At 41.8% G+C, this 16,207-nt stretch carries 19 protein-coding genes and 1 tRNA gene; 9 read left to right on the top strand and 11 right to left on the bottom strand.

What is annotated here, in order from left to right; translation table 11 throughout:
• The first annotated feature begins 52 nt into the window (after window positions 1–52).
• A complete protein-coding gene (locus tag OEX01_02295; protein ID MDH5447819.1) occupies window positions 53–886 on the top strand; it encodes a presenilin in 834 nt (277 codons plus the stop codon).
• A gap of 22 nt (window positions 887–908) precedes the next feature.
• Here the strand turns inward: OEX01_02295 and OEX01_02290 are convergent, their stop codons facing one another.
• The 4 genes from OEX01_02290 to OEX01_02275 form a co-directional block, all read right to left on the bottom strand.
• Entirely contained in the window at window positions 909–1,130 is a 222-nt protein-coding gene (locus OEX01_02290) for a hypothetical protein (protein MDH5447818.1), read from the bottom strand.
• Window positions 1,131–1,220: 90 nt separating this feature from the next.
• Complete coding sequence (locus OEX01_02285) at window positions 1,221–1,433, bottom strand: hypothetical protein (protein ID MDH5447817.1); 213 nt, start codon at window positions 1,431–1,433, stop codon at window positions 1,221–1,223.
• 125 nt (window positions 1,434–1,558) lie between these two features.
• A complete protein-coding gene (locus OEX01_02280; protein MDH5447816.1) occupies window positions 1,559–2,707 on the bottom strand; it encodes an AsnC family protein in 1,149 nt (382 codons plus the stop codon).
• A 47-nt stretch (window positions 2,708–2,754) separates the two neighbouring features.
• Window positions 2,755–2,955, bottom strand: coding sequence for a hypothetical protein (locus OEX01_02275; protein ID MDH5447815.1), 201 nt, complete (start codon window positions 2,953–2,955; stop codon window positions 2,755–2,757).
• 124 nt (window positions 2,956–3,079) lie between these two features.
• Here OEX01_02275 and OEX01_02270 point away from each other — a divergent pair, with 124 nt between their 5' ends.
• A complete protein-coding gene (locus OEX01_02270; protein MDH5447814.1) occupies window positions 3,080–3,406 on the top strand; it encodes a DUF3227 domain-containing protein in 327 nt (108 codons plus the stop codon).
• 63 nt (window positions 3,407–3,469) lie between these two features.
• Here OEX01_02270 and OEX01_02265 read toward each other — a convergent pair.
• A tRNA-Val gene (locus OEX01_02265) sits at window positions 3,470–3,547 on the bottom strand.
• Window positions 3,548–3,749: 202 nt separating this feature from the next.
• Here OEX01_02265 and mce point away from each other — a divergent pair.
• Complete coding sequence (gene mce / locus OEX01_02260) at window positions 3,750–4,148, top strand: methylmalonyl-CoA epimerase (protein ID MDH5447813.1); 399 nt, start codon at window positions 3,750–3,752, stop codon at window positions 4,146–4,148.
• Window positions 4,149–4,156: 8 nt separating this feature from the next.
• The gene (locus OEX01_02255) at window positions 4,157–4,948 is read left to right on the top strand and encodes a biotin--[acetyl-CoA-carboxylase] ligase (protein MDH5447812.1); all 792 of its coding nucleotides are present in this window, start codon (window positions 4,157–4,159) and stop codon (window positions 4,946–4,948) included.
• Here the strand turns inward: OEX01_02255 and cysS are convergent.
• Window positions 4,945–6,369: a cysteine--tRNA ligase gene (gene cysS / locus OEX01_02250; GenBank protein ID MDH5447811.1), complete on the bottom strand. Its 1,425-nt coding sequence runs from the start codon at window positions 6,367–6,369 to the stop codon at window positions 4,945–4,947. The two genes, OEX01_02255 and cysS, sit on opposite strands and share 4 nt — an antisense overlap.
• A 148-nt stretch (window positions 6,370–6,517) precedes the next feature.
• On the opposite strand from cysS, the gene OEX01_02245 reads away from it, so the two are divergent.
• The 3 genes from OEX01_02245 to OEX01_02235 all read left to right on the top strand — a co-directional run bounded on the left by OEX01_02245 (window position 6,518) and on the right by OEX01_02235 (window position 10,265).
• Window positions 6,518–8,041, top strand: a complete 1,524-nt coding sequence (locus OEX01_02245; GenBank protein ID MDH5447810.1) for a methylmalonyl-CoA carboxyltransferase — start codon at window positions 6,518–6,520, stop codon at window positions 8,039–8,041.
• A 120-nt stretch (window positions 8,042–8,161) separates the two neighbouring features.
• On the top strand, window positions 8,162–9,706 hold the full coding sequence (locus tag OEX01_02240) for an oxaloacetate decarboxylase subunit alpha (protein ID MDH5447809.1): 1,545 nt from the start codon (window positions 8,162–8,164) through the stop codon (window positions 9,704–9,706).
• Between the two features lie 4 nt (window positions 9,707–9,710).
• Window positions 9,711–10,265: a biotin/lipoyl-binding protein gene (locus OEX01_02235; protein ID MDH5447808.1), complete on the top strand. Its 555-nt coding sequence runs from the start codon at window positions 9,711–9,713 to the stop codon at window positions 10,263–10,265.
• A gap of 37 nt (window positions 10,266–10,302) precedes the next feature.
• On the opposite strand, the gene OEX01_02230 is transcribed toward OEX01_02235, so the two are convergent.
• Window positions 10,303–11,442: a winged helix DNA-binding domain-containing protein gene (locus OEX01_02230; protein MDH5447807.1), complete on the bottom strand. Its 1,140-nt coding sequence runs from the start codon at window positions 11,440–11,442 to the stop codon at window positions 10,303–10,305.
• A 31-nt stretch (window positions 11,443–11,473) separates the two neighbouring features.
• Window positions 11,474–12,856 carry a glycerate kinase gene (locus tag OEX01_02225; GenBank protein ID MDH5447806.1) on the bottom strand — a complete coding sequence of 461 codons (1,383 nt, stop codon included), beginning with the start codon at window positions 12,854–12,856 and terminating at the stop codon, window positions 11,474–11,476.
• Window positions 12,857–12,938: 82 nt separating this feature from the next.
• On the opposite strand from OEX01_02225, the gene gyaR reads away from it, so the two are divergent.
• Window positions 12,939–13,940 carry a glyoxylate reductase gene (gene gyaR, locus OEX01_02220; GenBank protein MDH5447805.1) on the top strand — a complete coding sequence of 334 codons (1,002 nt, stop codon included), beginning with the start codon at window positions 12,939–12,941 and terminating at the stop codon, window positions 13,938–13,940.
• A gap of 62 nt (window positions 13,941–14,002) precedes the next feature.
• Here the strand turns inward: gyaR and OEX01_02215 are convergent, their stop codons facing one another.
• A complete protein-coding gene (locus OEX01_02215; GenBank protein ID MDH5447804.1) occupies window positions 14,003–14,266 on the bottom strand; it encodes a translation elongation factor-like protein in 264 nt (87 codons plus the stop codon).
• 140 nt (window positions 14,267–14,406) lie between these two features.
• On the opposite strand from OEX01_02215, the gene OEX01_02210 reads away from it, so the two are divergent.
• Window positions 14,407–15,000 (top strand): PH domain-containing protein, encoded by a 594-nt coding sequence (locus OEX01_02210; protein MDH5447803.1) that lies wholly within the window; start codon window positions 14,407–14,409, stop codon window positions 14,998–15,000.
• A gap of 299 nt (window positions 15,001–15,299) precedes the next feature.
• Here the strand turns inward: OEX01_02210 and OEX01_02205 are convergent, their stop codons facing one another.
• Both OEX01_02205 and OEX01_02200 read right to left on the bottom strand, forming a co-directional pair.
• Entirely contained in the window at window positions 15,300–15,548 is a 249-nt protein-coding gene (locus OEX01_02205; protein MDH5447802.1) for a hypothetical protein, read from the bottom strand.
• Window positions 15,545–16,207 (bottom strand): PPC domain-containing protein (locus OEX01_02200; protein MDH5447801.1); only part of this gene is annotated, 663 nt, incomplete at its 5' end. The genes OEX01_02200 and OEX01_02205, both read right to left, overlap by 4 nt.

Below are 16,207 nucleotides of genomic sequence, written 5' to 3'. Positions count from 1 at the left end.
GGAAAGTGTTATTCGCTAGTTTTAGAATGTGTGAATAAGTAGGCTAGACGCCATGGCTGAAGAAAAGTTTAGAGCGACTCCCATCTATATCGTTCCCATACTTTCAAGCCTGCTTGTTAGCATTTTGTGTGCGTTTCTAATCTTAGAATCTAAAGTAGAATTGACCTCTGTAACAATGCTCCCCGAGACAGGGTATGGTCCATTATTCAACGCAACAATTTTTGTTCTTGCGGCAGGATTTGGTGCCACTATAATATATTTTCTTTTAAAGTTTGGTGTGCATCGTTTTATCCATTTTTTAATGGGCGTTACGTTTTCTGTTCTCACATTTCTTCTCGTAATACTTTATTCTGAACTTGTTTTCGTGATTATGAACATAGACGTTCCTTCAGCGATGATTTTGTTTTTAGCCTTTTTTGCAACATCATTTGTTGTTCTGGAGGTTTTTCTGGGAAAAGGCAGGTTTTATGAGATTATCGTTCTTGTAATTGGAGGGTCTACTGGAACATTGTTGGGAGCCTCGATCCCCACGTTTAGTGCGGTTTTGATCTTGTTGTTATTAGCTGTTTATGATGTGATTGCTGTGTTCCACGGTCCCGTTGGAAAGATTGCGGAAATAGGCTTAGAGCATTTACCAGGCGCCAGTTTTTCCTTTAAGAAAATTTATGTGGGGCTTGGCGATTTAACATTTTATTCAATGCTAGTGAGTCATGTGTTTTTGAGTTTTGGCTGGAAAGCTTGTGCTGCAGCAACATGTGGAGTGTTATTTGGTTCGTTTCTATCCTTTAAAATGGTTGAGAAGAAAGGAATGTTTCCGGGTTTGCCTTTCTCTGTATTATTCGGTTTACTTGCTAGCTTTATAGCTTTACTGTGGTTTAATATCTGATATCTTTCGTACCATTACTCGCTTACATTAGCTTGAAACTTGAAGTCTTTATTTTGCCCTTTTGATCTATTTCTACTTCGAAGCTTTCTCTCCATGGATGCCCACACAGGTCTACGGGGCATGTTCCTTTAACTATCCACACCCCGTCTTTCTGTTCCGTTATGATCACAGTGACATCCTTTACGTTTTTCTTCTCTTTTACAAAATCAACTGCAATGCTTTGCGCATTTTCAAGTTCCACCATGCGATTCACCTAAACTATTGCATCTTCACACTCTGAATCTGATAAGAGTTATGAACGGATAATCAGTAACTTACTTCTTATTTCGCAGAATTAGATTTCTCGGATTTCGCAGCGTAATTTTTTAATAATTTCTTCCGCCTTTGTGGGGTCGGTCTTTAATGTGTAGAGTAGTTTTGGGGTGCGAAGTTTTAGCTTTACGGTTTTGGGAAGGCTTTTTACGGCGCAGTAAGTTGCATGTTCGCTTAGTTGGATAAACTTTTCTGTGTTCGCGATTTCTGTAGGCATAGTTTTCAGCTCTTTCATTGTGAAATGCGAAGTCTAGTATTTGTGTTTTTTGTGTAGCTTTGGGTGAAATACATCTTGGTGCACAAGTGATAATTATTTAATTTTCATTATCAACAAAAAACTTAAGCTTGATCAATGCAATACTAGTTTTTCCGTAGATAAGGGATTTGGCGCTTTTTCATTTTAGCTAACGATGGTTTTTCCGCATATATCAAAGCGTCAATCTTCTGTAAGTATTTTTCTTGCTCATACAGCCACGATTCATTTTTGAAAGATTTGTAAGGTATCGTATAACGTTGGGTGATTTCCATGTCCTGAATTACATACTCATATCCTTGCAAGAAACTTCTCCTAATTAATTCACCTAAGCTGTCTACAAAGTTTCTAAATTCCGCTAAGGGCAGATAAATGTGGGCAAAAAGCGATGGCTCTCCGAAGATTTTACCCAAAGAACGAGCAAACGGCTTGTCTAGCAGCGAACGCGCGAATTTTGACATATTTTCTAAGTTGTCAAACATGAACATGAAAAAGAACCCATTAGACCTTGATTTGTCGAAAGGATAATAAATGATTTGAAAACCTTCAAGCAAACGTCGATTGATAATATGTTTGTCGTAGTGATATTTGATCAGAGGCACACTAGTCTTCAACTTCGTGGCTATCGCTTTTAGACTTATTGTAGCGTCCAACTCGAGTTCTTTCAAAATGAAGATGTCCAATTTATCTCCCTTCAATGGGTACTCCGGCGGGTCTTTCAGAGTAAATGGTAATTCTGTTCCTTCAATAAGGGCTTCTTGAATCCATTCTTTCCAGAAGAAATCCCAACTTTCTGAATCCTCATCATACCAATCACATTTTAGGTTCACAGTTTGAAAGCAAGTTGACCAATGATGCCGAATACGTTCCGCAACTCCTTCGTTTTCCAAGTACTCCAGAAACCGTTCAAAATCAGGGCAGCGCTCTACCGGAACGGCAAAAATTGCAAAACACCCTTCAAATGAACCGTAGCTTCGAGAGATGTAGATTACATAATCATGGGCATCCAAGCACTTGTAGAGCAGATTTTCATAACCTTGAATGGCTTTTGCGAAGACAATTACTTTTTTAAGACCTATATTAGTGTGATAGACATTGGATTGTAAAAAAACTTGGGAAAGCATCTGTTTTAGCCTTCTGCGCAAAGTTGCCTCAGGCAAGCCAAGTTTTCTTGCAACTGACAGTATATTTCGCGGTCCATAAGTTCCTAATCCTTCAAGTATCCTCAAATCAAAGAAATCCAGCCTTCTTCGCATTTCTAACGCACCAGTCTATATTACCACTCAACAGATGCTTTTTAAGGTTACTTTGGAATTCCACCGCCAGGAACTGGGTCTCCTCCACCTGTTGGAGTAAAACCGCCGTCTAGCAATAGACTGTCAAAATCAAATATATTTGCAGTGTCTAAGTTTGAACAGACTGTTAAGATGGGTGATGCGGCTGCTGTTATGACGGCTGCGGTTGCAATGAGGAGGAAGGCGCAAAACAGAATCTTCCATTTCAAGAATGCTCACCTCCTTTCTTCATCTTTCGTTTAGAACTATAGATAATGATGACGAAAAGTTAAATATTACTTCCAATGCTAACTTAGAATTTCACGCATGCAGTTTTCCTTGGTTGGTGAAGGTTTGGGAATCAAAAAAGACAAGTTTCACAAAACGTTGCTATTCGCCTTGGATGAAAGCATAAAAAATATTTTTGGAAAAAATACAGCACAGGCAGTTTACTATCATCTGGAGAAAAGGCATCTGCTGAAACTTGAAGACATCCTTGAAAAACCCCAAACTTTCTCCGAGGCTATTAAAGAAATGTTCGGGGAAACAGGCGCTGAGGTGATTGAGACTCTACTTGTGAAAGATTTGCGTACAAAATTTAGAGTCAAAGGTCAAAGGAAAGAAACAGGCAAATTAGTCGATTGCTTAGACGGATTGAAAATCACATGCATCGAGAAATGATTGAGAGAACCTAATTCCAAAACACGTTTAATATAACTTAAGCAGCAGCCAAAAACAGAACAGTGGTGGGCCGAGCCGGACTTGAACCAGCGACCTTCTGCGTGTCAGGCAGATGTCCTAACCAAACTAGACGACCGGCCCTTAGGAATATTTTGTAAAAGGTATCTAATAAGAAAGCTTTTTGGTTGTTTGTTTAAGGGAGATACGATATGTGTGCGTGACGCTAGATCCTTCTAGGTTTTATTTGGCTCCCAATAGGCTTCGAATGAGAACAGTTACGTTTCTGCCCTTTCTCGGCTTGTTTATATTCTAGGTTCCATAAATTTCTGCAAAGGTGAAGAACGTGATTGTTGGACTGGACCATATTGGGATAGCCGTAAACAAAATAAACGATGTTCTACCCATCTACGAGCAGCTCTTAGGATTGAAACTGGAGAAACTGAAAGAGGCTAAGCAGCACAAGATTAAGGCGGCTTTTTTGGCTGTTGGAGAAACAAGCATTGAGTTGATAGAACCCTTGAACAAAGAAAGCCCAGTGTCAAAATTCTTGGAAAAGCGAGGTCAAGGAATACACCATGTAGCGTTTAAAGTTGACAACATAGAAAAAATGCTTGAACAACTAAGAGACAAAGGAGTAGTGTTAATTGACGAGAAGCCTAGAACGGGCATTGAAGGCGGAAAGATAGCGTTTTTGCATCCGAAAAACACTGGAAACATCTTAATAGAGCTGTGTGAACACTAGCTTCAAAAATGTCTAAACAAAACTCCGAAAAGCCATACAAAATTCAAACCACAGCCTTAGGTTACAAAATATACCACTACAACAATGTATATTCCACAAACGACACAGCTAAAGAAATCGCAAAAAAAACTAGTGAAGAAAGAATAGTTGTTCTCGCCGAAGCACAAACACGTGGAAAAGGCAGACTGGGAAGACGGTGGATTTCGCCAAAAGGAGGAGTTTGGCTTTCAATAATATTGCGACCACGAATAACTCCTATAGAAGCTTTGAAGCTAACTTTCATAACGTCATCAGCTGTCGCAAAAACAATCAAGACAATGTTTGGTTTAATGACAGAAGTCAAATGGCCAAACGACGTTCTTGTTAACGGCAGAAAAATCTGTGGAATTTTAACCGAGACAAGTAGCAAACGAAAGAGTGTTGAATCTATGGTTGTGGGAGTTGGAATAAATGCTAACATAGACTTGGAATGTTTTTCCCCTAGTCTCCGAGACGCTGTAACATCTTTGCAGTACGAATTAGGCCACAAGATAAAGCGAAAGGCATTGACTAGAAACCTTTTACGAAACTTTGAACATCGCTACAAATGTTTACAACGGGGATTGTGGAATGCTCTGTTACAAGAATGGAAAAGCATGGCAACATTTCTTGGCGAACAAGTGCAAATTACCAGTTTTGATGATGTTCTTGCGGGAGAAGCATGGGACATCGACGAAGACGGTGCCCTTGTTATTAGGCTTGAGAATGGCACACTAGAAAAGGTAGTGGTAGGCGATTTAACGTTAAGAAAACAGCCTTAGTCATTGCTACGTTCTTTTTTCCATTTTACTCCTTCAGGTGTATCCACTAGAATTATACCCATCATTCGTAGCTTATCCCGGATAGTGTCGGCGGTTTTCCAGTCCTTAGCTTTCCTCGCTTCCTCTCTCTTCCTAATTAACTCTTCAACTTCCTTGGGCAATTTTTCTTCTTTTCGTTTCCAAAAATCACCGAAAATACCTAAGACTTTATCAAAGTCAATCATCAAATTTCTTGCTTGCTCTGCTCCCGCTCGATCTATTCTCCCTTGATCGATTAGTATGTTTACTTCTTTTACGAGATTAAATACAGTTGCAAGAGCTTTGCTTATGTCCAAGTCGTAGTCCATCACGTTTTCAAAATCTTTTCTTGCTTTTTCGGTTAGTTCTTTGATTTCTTTGCCGCCTTCTCTGCGTTCGACTTCCTCGAGTCTTTCCATGAAGTCGTAGAGTCGCTGCAAGGTATTTTTAGCTGCTTCCAAGCTTTCCAAAGTGAAGCTGAATTGTTTCCTGTAATGTGTTGATAGTAAAAAGTATCTTACAGCAAAGGGATTGTGCCCCATGCGGAGTAAATCTCGCAATGTATAGAAGTTTCTAAGTGATTTGCCCATTCTTTCGCCTTTAATAAGCAGGTGTTCATTATGCAGCCAATAATTAACAAATTTTTTACCAGTCGCAGCCTCGCTTTGAGCGATTTCATTTTCGTGGTGTGGAAAGATATTGTCAACTCCGCCTGTGTGAATATCCAAAGTTTCACCCAAATATTTCATCGACATGGCAGAGCATTCAATATGCCATCCTGGTCTGCCTTTGCCCAGTTTTGTTTCCCAGAATACATTGTCATCGTCTGGGTCCCATGCTTTCCAAAGAGTGAAATCACTTGCTTGCTCTTTTCCATACTCGTCAACTTTGACTCTTGCTCCAGCTTTGAGTTTTTTTAGTTTCATTTTAGATAATTTGCCGTAATTCTTGAATCTCGAGATAGCATAGTAAATTGATCCGTCTTCGCCTCTATAACCGTAACCTTTCTCCATCAAAGTTTCAACTAGTCTAACCATTTCGTCTATGTGCTCTGTGGCTTTTGGAACAATTTTAGCTTTCTTAATGTTCAGCACCTGCAAGTCTTCAAAGAACGCGTCGATATATCGTTGAGTATATTGCTTAAGAGATATGCTTTCTTTCTGCATACCTCGAATAGTTTTGTCATCCACGTCTGTGATGTTCATCACATGCTTTACGTTGAAGCCTTGATATTCCAGCCAACGCCTCAGGAGATCAACAAACACATATGCCCTAAGATTGCCTATGTGTGCATAATCATATACGGTCAGTCCACACGAATATAGGCGAACTTTGCCTTCTTCAATAGGCTCGAAAACCTCCTTCTTCCGGGTCATTGTATTGTAGAATCGCAGCATCAGTATCACCATATTTTCAACGATATTCTGAAAGTTATGTTTTTCTATGTTTGACTAGTGAAGTAAATATATATCTGAAAAGAACAGTGTAGCAATTCGCGGGTGAGCTAATTTGGCGATACGAGAACCAACAGTGAAAGAAAAGATTCAGCGAATGCGTAAGCTGCGAGAAAGAGCGAAGCTTGGAGGCGGAAAAGAACGGATAGAAAAACAACACAAACAAGGAAAGCTGACTGCAAGAGAAAGAATAGACCTGCTTCTGGACGCTAACAGCTTCGTAGAACTTGACCCCTTCACAGTTCATCGATGCACAGATTTTGGAATGGCTAAAAGAAAAATTCCGGGAGACGGCGTGATAACGGGATACGGGACAATCAACGGGCGCCTAGTCTACGTTTTCTCCCAAGACTTCACAGTGGTCGGCGGCTCTCTTGGAGAAATGTTTGCCGAAAAAGTTTGTAAGTTAATGGATTTAGCCATGAAAACAGGTGCGCCGGTGATAGGCTTGAATGACAGCGGCGGCGCAAGAATCCAAGAGGGAGTTGCAAGCCTCGCTGGTTACGGTGACATCTTCTTTAAAAATGTAATAGCCTCGGGTGTTATTCCCCAGATTTCTGCTGTTATGGGGCCTTGTGCAGGTGGAGCAGTTTACTCGCCAGCCATGACCGATTTCATCATCATGGTTAAGGATACGAGTCACATGTTTATCACTGGACCTGAAGTTATCAAAACCGTCTTGGGACAAGAAGTTGATTTTGAAGAGTTGGGTGGCGCTCTAGTCCACATGCAGACTAGCGGCGTTTGTCATTTTATGGCTGACAACGAGCAAGAATGCATTGAACTCATTAAAAAGCTTCTCAGCTACCTGCCCTCTAACAACATGGAGGACCCGCCTACTGAAGAAACTGGCGATGACCCAAACCGCACCGACGATCATCTAGAGGAAATTGTGCCAGACGACCCAGACAAGCCATACGACACGAAGAACATAATCACTACAGTGGTGGACAACGGGGAATTCTTAGAAGTCCATCCCCTCTGGGCACCAAACATAGTAGTAGGATTCGCAAGATTAAACGGGCGTTCAATAGGAATCGTGGCAAACCAGCCAAAATATTACGCAGGCACCCTAGACGTAAACTCTTCAACAAAAGCAGCACGTTTCATAAGGTTCTGCGACGCCTTCAACATCCCCATAATCACCTTTGAAGATGTCCCAGGCTTTCTACCAGGCATAGACCAAGAACACGGCGGAATAATACGCCACGGCTCGAAACTTCTCTTTGCTTATTGCGAAGCCACTGTACCAAAAATCACTGTCATAATCCGCAAAGCTTACGGGGGAGCATACGACGTCATGGGAAGTAAGCACTCTGGCGCAGACATAAACTATGCTTGGCCATCCGCAGAAATCGCCGTCATGGGTCCAGCCGGAGCAATCAACATCATTTTCCGAAAGGACATTGCAAAAGCAAAAGACCCGCAAAAGAGGAAAAAAGAGTTGACGACTGAGTACCGTGAAAAATTTGCAAACCCTTACATTGCTGCGGAGAAAGGCTACATTGACGACGTCATTGAACCATCACAAACGAGGCCTAAGCTTATCAGTGCCCTAGAAATGTTGGTCACTAAGCGTGAATCGCGACCGCCTAAGAAACATCCTAACATTCCACTTTAAACGCTTCGAAAGGTTTGCTTGAAAAAAGCATTTCTTTGCGGTAATTGGTTAGAAAGGTAGGTTAAAATAGGAGCTTAGGGTTGTCTATTAATCCTCAACACCATCAAAACGTGGTTTCTCTTGGCTAAAACTGTCAAAATAACCGACACCACCTTCAGAGACGCCCATCAATCTTTGATGGCGACTTGCATGAGAACCGAATCCATGGTTCCCATAGCCGAAAAAATAGACCAAGTCGGGTTTTTTTCTCTTGAAGTTTGGGGCGGGGCCACCTTCGACGTCAGCATACGCTACTTAAACGAAGACCCGTGGGAACGCCTCCGTACATTAAAGAAACACGTTCGAAAAACGCCTTTACAGATGCTTCTACGAGGACAAAACTTGGTGGGCTATCGAAACTATCCAGACGACATTCTAGTCAAGTTTGTTAAAAAAGCTGCAAAAAATGGCATAGACATATTCCGCATTTTCGACGCCTTAAACGACACCCGCAATCTGGAAACCGCCATAAAAACCGTGAAGAAAGTCGACGCCCACGCCCAAGGCTCACTATGCTACACCATAAGCCCCGTCCACACAACAGACTACTATCTAAAAGTAGTCAGACGCCTAGCCGAGCTCGACTGCGACTCAATATGCATCAAAGACATGGCTGGCATGCTCATGCCCCGCGAAGCCTACAAACTTGTTTCAGCTTTGAAGAAAGAAGTCGGCTTGCCCATTCACATGCACTGTCACAGCACAAGCGGCACAGTTATGATGACTTACTTACGCGCCTGCCAAGCTGGAGCAGACATTCTAGATACTGCTTTCTCTCCATTCGCTTTGGGCACCTCTCAACCGCCAGTTGAAAGCGTAGTAGCTGGGTTAAAGGGCACCGAGTACGACACGGGACTCGACATGGAATTATTAGTTGAGATAGCTAAGTATTTTCGTGGTCTGCGAGAAAAATACTACGACCCCCTCCACTTGATTAGTCCCTTGGCTGAGAGAGTAGACACGTCTATCTTGATGCACCAGATTCCGGGAGGAATGTTTTCTAACCTAATTTCGCAGCTGAAGGAGCAAAACGCTCTAGACAAGCTTGACGTGGTCTTGAAGGAGGTTCCACATGTTCGAAAAGAATTGGGGTATCCACCTCTCGTCACCCCTACTAGTCAGTTGGTTGGAACACAAGCTGTTTTTAACGTTTTGTCGGGTGAACGCTACAAAATCGTGCCAAAAGAAGTGAGAGACTACATAAAAGGATTCTACGGCAGACCCCCAGCATCGATAAACGAAAAGATAAAGAAAAAAATAATCGGCGACGAAGAACCCATCGAATGTCGTCCAGCAGACATGCTTGAACCTGAACTCGGCAAAATACCCGAAGCTATTAAACCCTACATAGAGAACGAGGAAGACGAGCTAACCTACGCTTTGTTTCCTAAAGTTGCTGTGGAGTTTTTCAAGAAAAGAGAAGCAAAAAGAAAGGAAAAAGCCACGGCTTTAACTCCAGAAAAGCAGGAACTGGAAGAAGTTGCAGCGCTGTCAGTGGCAGTTGCAGCGTTTCTCAAAAGCACTCATGAAGTCAAAGCAGTTATCCCCGTCAGAAAACCTGGGACAGGGAGAATTTCGCCATGGGTTTTGGCAGCCAGACAAGAAATGGTCAAACAAGGTGGCTAAGAGCGTGCCTGAATATAACATAGTAATCGAAAACAGAACATACAGAGTAGAGCTTGTCAAAAAAGAAAGTAAACAGCTATTCGATGCAAAAGTAAATGACAAGCCAGTCGAGTTAGAAGTAGAAAAAAACGAATTGAATGCTATCTCGCCTTTAACAATTAAGATTGCAGGGAAAATGTATCAAGTTGAACTGGAGAAAATCGACAGACATGCGCCTTTCACTTTAAAAGTTAACGACATGCTTTTCAAGGCACAACTAAGAGACCCAGTTAAGAGAATAGCTACTCAAACACCTGCTGTACAATTTGTAGCTAGAACTGAAAGACGTCGAGGAGAAGTTGTTAAAGAAGGCGCTGTAGTGGCGCCCATGGCTGGAAAAATCGTTTCAGTCAAAGTAAAGAAAGGCGACGTTGTAAAGGCTGATGACGTGGTTTGCATTCTTGAGGCAATGAAGATGGAAAATGAAATCACAGCGATAAAGTCTGGGAAGGTTCAAGAAGTTAACATTGCAGAAGGCACACCAGTAAACGACGGAGATGTCCTAATCGTAATAAAATAGTTAATAGTGGAAAAGTTCTCTTGTCCCTTCTTCAATGTTAGATGAGTTCTGGAGCAGTCATTTCTAAGATTTTATTTTGGAAATCCGCATGCTTTCTAAACTCGCCTTCCATTTTGGATGATATCTCAGAAGTTGCAAACTCTTTACGCAGTATAAGCCTCCTTATCTTGAAGAGACTAGATTTTGCGTACATATCTACTATGGCTTCACCAGCCAACTGTCTTCCATAGATTATTGCAGCTCGCCATGTGATTCCTTCACTAAGTTGTGGGTATTTCCAATGGTAACCAAAATAGTCTTTTAGTTTTCTATAGTATCCCAGCAACAGAGCATCATCGTTGAATAAGATTCGAATAAAGGAATGTTCAGGGAGGTTGTCTCTAAGGTAATTTAGTAAGTCCAAGTCTTCTACGCGTACAAAATGACTATATTGGTCGTCTTCAAGTTTCACGTTTATAACCTTCTTCTCATTTAACAGAGCCTTTAGAATTTCTTTAGCTTCAGTTATGTTCCATCCCACCCAGTGAGCAACATCTTCTACAGCAAACGGTCCGTATATGCTGAGACATTTTAAGTATAGCCATTTCTTAGCTTCTTCTTCGCTTATCTGCGACATGTCCAACTTGTAGGGCAACTTTCTTATTGTATAGTAAAGCGGTTTTTGATTTTTTCTTCCCATCCGAGCGACTTTTCCATAGTTGCACAATTCGTAGAGAAGTCTCCTTGCTATATCTTTAAGCTGTGGATGCATGGTGCCAAAGAGTGTCTTAAATTTTGAAGGCGTAAACGGTCCATGTTCCTCCATAAAGCTAAACGCAATAAGGTGATTGTCAGTCAAGGAAAGCGGGCATTTTTGGTAAGAGGCTCTTCTGCGAGCCACGCTTCTTGTTGCCCTAAAATAATAGGGGTATTCATCAGTATTTACGATTCTCAAGGCTCCTCGCAACACATGCCCCTCAATTAAAGTGTAATTTTCATACCAGTAGTCAAACCATTTCGGCTTGAAATTTTCAAAACGATTAAAAAGCTCAATTAAATGACCACCATATTGGAGACCCCCAATAGCACGGACCACTGATAGCACATCATTCTTGCTTTTTCCCAGAGTACTAGGCGTTAATCGTAGTCTGCGAAGAGCAAACCCCCTGATAACTTCTTTAGAATAGGTTTCAACCAAATTAGGTCACAACAATTTTGGTTAGAGATATTCATTTTAGTGCTATAATTATTGAAACATCATTAACGTTAGTTCCTGTAAGACCTGTGAAAATAAGGTCATCCAACTTTGAAAAGAAACTGTAAGAGTCATTGTTGGCAAGAAAGCTTTTTGCATTCAGCTTCTGTTCCAGAGAACGGGTGATTGTTTTTCCATCCGCCAAAGCACCTGCTGCTTCAGTTGGTCCTTCTATACCGTCGGTGCTGAGTGAAGCAATTACCACACCGTTCACACCAGAAATCTTTAAAGCCGCACTTAATGCAATTTCTTGGTTTCTCCCGCCTTTTCCTTCTCCAATTACAGTAACTGTGGTTTCCCCGCCAGCAACGATTCCACAAGGCTTAGGCAACGGATTTCCAGAAGCCTCAACCTCTTCTGCTATGGAGGCTAACACTGTTCCCACATGTCTCGCTTCACCTTCAAGAAAAGACGTGAGGAAAAGCGAACGCAGACCAGCCTTTTGGAGCCTGTTGCAAGCAGCCACTGTTGCCGATCGATTGTTTCCAACAACAATGTTATAGACTTTTTTAAACGTTTTATCTCCTTTTTTCGGCGTTTCCGCAATTAATCTCTCCTGTCCCTCAACAAGCATAGTTTTGACAGATTGTGGCGTGTCTTCCCACAGATGGTAGCTTCTTAAAATTTCCACAGCGTCGCTAAAAGTGGTCGAATCGGGAACAGTAGGGCCTGAGGCGATGAAATCTAAAGGGTCGCCTATCACGTCGGATAATATTAGGTTAACAATTGTGGCTGGATAGGCTTTTTTCGCCAGCCATCCTCCCTTTAGATTTGAAATGTGCTTCCGTACAGTGTTAACCTCGTTTATCGTAGCGCCAGACTTCAACAGTGCATCGGTAACTCGCCGTTTGTCGTTCAGAGTTATTTTGCCACGTGGTAGCGGCATCAAACTCGACCCGCCGCCTGAGATTAAGCAGAGGATTAAATCGTTTTTCTCAGCGTGACCAACCAAATCCAACATTTCCTTTGCTCCTTTCATCCCTGCATCGTCAGGAATTGGGTGGCTAGCCTCTTGAAGCTTGATTTTAGGAGTTTTGCAGGAACGGCTGTTGTAGGGAATGTTAACGATTCCGCTTGATATTCGATTTCCAAAAATTGATTCTAGAGCCTCAGCCATCTTTCCACTTGCTTTTCCCCCGCCAACAACATAAATGCGTCGAAATTTTTTCAGATCAAATTTGTGCTGACCAATTCTTAGTGTGTTGTCCTTCACTGTGACTTTCGATCTGATTATTTCTTTTGGGTCTGCAGCCTCCAATGCCGCTTCTAAGGCGTTTAGTGCCAATTTACGGGCTTTTTTGTCAAGCTTGGATTTCGCGTTTTCTATGAGAGCTTTTTTATTTTTGATTTTTGGCATAGCTTCACCAGCGCTATATGCTTTAGTCAGTAAATTAATAAATTTGATAGTACTATTTGAACGAGAGTTAAGGTGTTTAATGTTGCAGAAACCCAAAGTATATGTAACCCGAGAGTTGCCAGAGAGAGGACTGCGCATAATTAAAGAACGATTTGACACAGAGGTCTGGACTGAATATGCTCCACCACCCAAGAAAGTAATTATTGAAAAAGCAGCTGAGGTCGAAGCCTTAGCCACACTCTTGTCCGACAAGATAGACGCAGAAGTGTTTAACGCAGCACCTAATCTGCAAATCGTCTCTCAACTCGCCGTAGGATTTGACAACATCGAAGTAAAAGAAGCCACAAAACGAGGAGTCTACGTCACCAACACTCCCGGCGTGTTAACCGAAACCACCGCTGATTTCGCTTGGACGCTTCTAATGGCGGCAGCGAGAAGAGTTGTCGAAGCTGACAAGTATATTCGCACTGGAAGATGGAAGGTGGGATGGCATCCCATGATGTTGCAGGGTAGAGATGTCTATGGTGCAACTTTAGGAATTATAGGCTTGGGAAGAATCGGCTCATCTATTGCAAAAAGAGCAGCAGGATTTGACATGAAAGTTATTTATTACGATGTGATTCGCAGGCAAGACTTGGAAAAAGAGCAAGGCATAGAATATGTAGAAATTGACAACCTACTTCAAAAAGCAGACTTCGTCACCGTCAATGTGCCCTTACTTAAAGCCACATACCACTTAATAGACGAGGAAAAGCTTAGATTAATGAAAAAGACAGCCATCCTAGTCAACAATTCAAGGGGGCCAGTCATAGACGAAAAAGCTCTCTACAAGGCTTTGAAGGAAGGCTGGATTGCGAGTGCTGGTTTAGACGTTTTTGAGCAAGAACCTACTTCAACAAGCAATCCGTTGTTAACGCTCGATAACGTAGTCGTTGCACCCCACATATCAAGCGCCAGTTTTGAAACCCGCTCAAAGATGGCGGAGATGGTAGCCGAAAACCTAATCGCCTTTTTCGAAGGCAGAATCCCTCCAAACCTCGTGAACAAAGATGTTGTGAATGTCAAAAAGCCTGGCTTGAAATAAGCCTAACACTTTCTCTTTATCACGTTTTTCGGTGATTGACAGTAAAAAAAGTAGATGATGGTTTACTGGAGTATTTTGTAGACTGTATCGCCTTCTCTTACACGGTCGTCTACTCTTAATCCAATGCTTTGCCCCGCCTCAGCCTTCTCAATGTTTGCGTGTTCTATCTGCATTGAATTAATGGTTTGTTCAACGTTCGTTGTCATGCCCTTTATGAGGATGCGGTCTCCCACAGAAAGTGTATCGCTTAACTCGACAACAGCTACACTTATTTTCACGAAATAATGAGTTACATTGCCAACTTCCTTTAGCTCACGTTCACCCAACTCTTTCCCTCCTCAACAAATCAGACAATAATAACAGAATAACCACAGCTAAATATAACTTATCTAGGATGATTTACAGTTTACGAGTGCATGTGTGTAAAGCTTAAATGGAGGCGTTTTGTTAATAGATTTGTGTTTATATGACTGTGGAAAGAGAATTTGGAGCAGACCCGGATCTGAAGAAGCTTTATCAGGTTTATCTTGCGATTGTGTTTGTATGCGGTTTTCTTTGGTGGATGATTCCAGTTGCCATTGTAATGTTTTTTGTTGAGATGCAGATTGGAGTTGCAGTTGCTTTGTCATTCTTTGTACCGCTTTTTATTGTTGTAGGGTTTGTCTTATACTGGATTCCTGAGTTTCATTCTTCAATAACTTATGCTCTTGAAGATGACAAGATTACAGTTACAAAGGGAGTATGGTGGAAGACAAGGAGTTTCGTGCATTACAACCGCATAACCAACGTTAACATTTACCAAGGTCCAATTTCTAGGCATTTTGGATTTGGCAAGCTCTCAATACAAACAGCAGGTTTCTCTGTTGGTAGCAGTAGTGGAAAGGTTGCAGAGGCAGTGATTTTTGGAATAAAAAACTTTGAAGAAATAAAAGACATAGTTATGAAGTTTGTTGAGGGAATGAAGCCGGAGGCAGTAGAAGCAGAAGCCAAGCCTTCAAAAGATGTGAACCAGCAGATTCTCGCAGAACTGCGCAGATTAAGGAAAGCTGTAGAGAAATAAGTCAACCCTTACATGATGCGCCCGCATATTCTTCTTAAGATAATCCTTGCCAAACACTTAGATCTGGATGATAATGATATTTCGTCCGTAACCTATGATAGAAAAAATCGAGATTCAGGTTTGTTTTGATATCAGGGCTGTTATCAGGGACCTCTTGATGACGAAAAGGGGAAACTGAAGACTAGAATATATTGCGAAGTACATTCGGTGAAATCATGTTTTTAGGGGGTTATGTCCTTCTATGACGAAAATGAAGTTTTGTATCATTTCTGTTGGGTATGGTACTATGAAGGTTAGGTTTATTGTTTCCATAAGGTATGTGCCAGTTCTGTAATCATCGCTGAATAGAAGTTGAACGGGCCTTCGTTGTATTGGTTGACGTTAATGCCCAAGCCAACAGAGACTGCATCTTCCGTATTGTTGTTTTCAACCAGACCGTTTATGATCTGAGTACGATAAGGTCTCTCGATTTGCCACGCATAAGCTAAGGGAAGAGCCAGTGACAACAACATAGCTATTATCATAATGATGGTCAATGTTCTCTTCATAGCTGTTCTTCCTCTATTGAGAGTGTGTATAGCGTCTCCGCGGCCGAGGGATTTAACACTCGAATGTACCAGTTGCCGGATTGGCTAATTGTGTGTGTGATTTGCTCTATGCCGTTAGGCTCTCTGGAAGAGGAGTTTGCAACTAGAGTTCCGTCAGGATTGTACAAGTATAGATCTAAGTAGAGTCCTCTAGGCTCTTGCATAATAAGCATCGCACTAACTGACTGCCCTTCCTCAAACCATATCATATACCAGTCTTCAGGGTCATCGATAAACTCGATGAAGGCCGTGTGGTTCCCAAAACTTATGGTTCTCGCCGTTTCAAAGCAGTCGCCTGCATCAGCAACCACATGCAGCACGATTGGCAACACCACCTTCCTGTAAGCCGTTCCATTATAATACGTGATTTCAGAAGACACAGTTATCTGGTGTGACTCATTATTAGCAGTTTTTAACTTCCAGGTTAAAGAAGCCTTGAAGTAGATACTTCTTGGCTGGTTAACCCCATCCATGTATACAGAAGCTTCCACGCACTCCTCAGAAGCTCTGCAATGACTATAGTCCACAACAGAGAGATTGTCAAACCAACCCCTTTCCTCAAGTTCAAACCAATACACCTTAGACGGCTGTATATCATCATAGAAAGTCACGTTGACATT

The sequence above is a fragment of the Candidatus Bathyarchaeota archaeon genome, assembly GCA_029882535.1.
GTDB lineage: Archaea > Thermoproteota > Bathyarchaeia > Bathyarchaeales > SOJC01 > JAOUKM01.
The sequence above is the reverse complement of the archived record's forward strand: the minus strand, read 5'-3'. Positions and strand labels throughout refer to the sequence as shown.

Excerpts from the sequence above, each read along its gene's own strand:
- OEX01_02295 (MDH5447819.1), top strand. The coding sequence starts at position 53 with ATGGCTGAAGAAAAGTTTAGAGCGACTCCCATCTATATCGTTCCCATA.
- OEX01_02290 (MDH5447818.1), bottom strand. The coding sequence starts at position 1,130 with ATGGTGGAACTTGAAAATGCGCAAAGCATTGCAGTTGATTTTGTAAAA.
- OEX01_02285 (MDH5447817.1), bottom strand. The coding sequence starts at position 1,433 with ATGAAAGAGCTGAAAACTATGCCTACAGAAATCGCGAACACAGAAAAG.
- OEX01_02280 (MDH5447816.1), bottom strand. The coding sequence starts at position 2,707 with ATGCGAAGAAGGCTGGATTTCTTTGATTTGAGGATACTTGAAGGATTA.
- OEX01_02255 (MDH5447812.1), top strand. The coding sequence starts at position 4,157 with ATGTCTAAACAAAACTCCGAAAAGCCATACAAAATTCAAACCACAGCC.
- OEX01_02245 (MDH5447810.1), top strand. The coding sequence starts at position 6,518 with ATGCGTAAGCTGCGAGAAAGAGCGAAGCTTGGAGGCGGAAAAGAACGG.
- OEX01_02225 (MDH5447806.1), bottom strand. The coding sequence starts at position 12,856 with ATGCCAAAAATCAAAAATAAAAAAGCTCTCATAGAAAACGCGAAATCC.
- OEX01_02210 (MDH5447803.1), top strand. The coding sequence starts at position 14,407 with ATGACTGTGGAAAGAGAATTTGGAGCAGACCCGGATCTGAAGAAGCTT.
- OEX01_02205 (MDH5447802.1), bottom strand. The coding sequence starts at position 15,548 with ATGAAGAGAACATTGACCATCATTATGATAATAGCTATGTTGTTGTCA.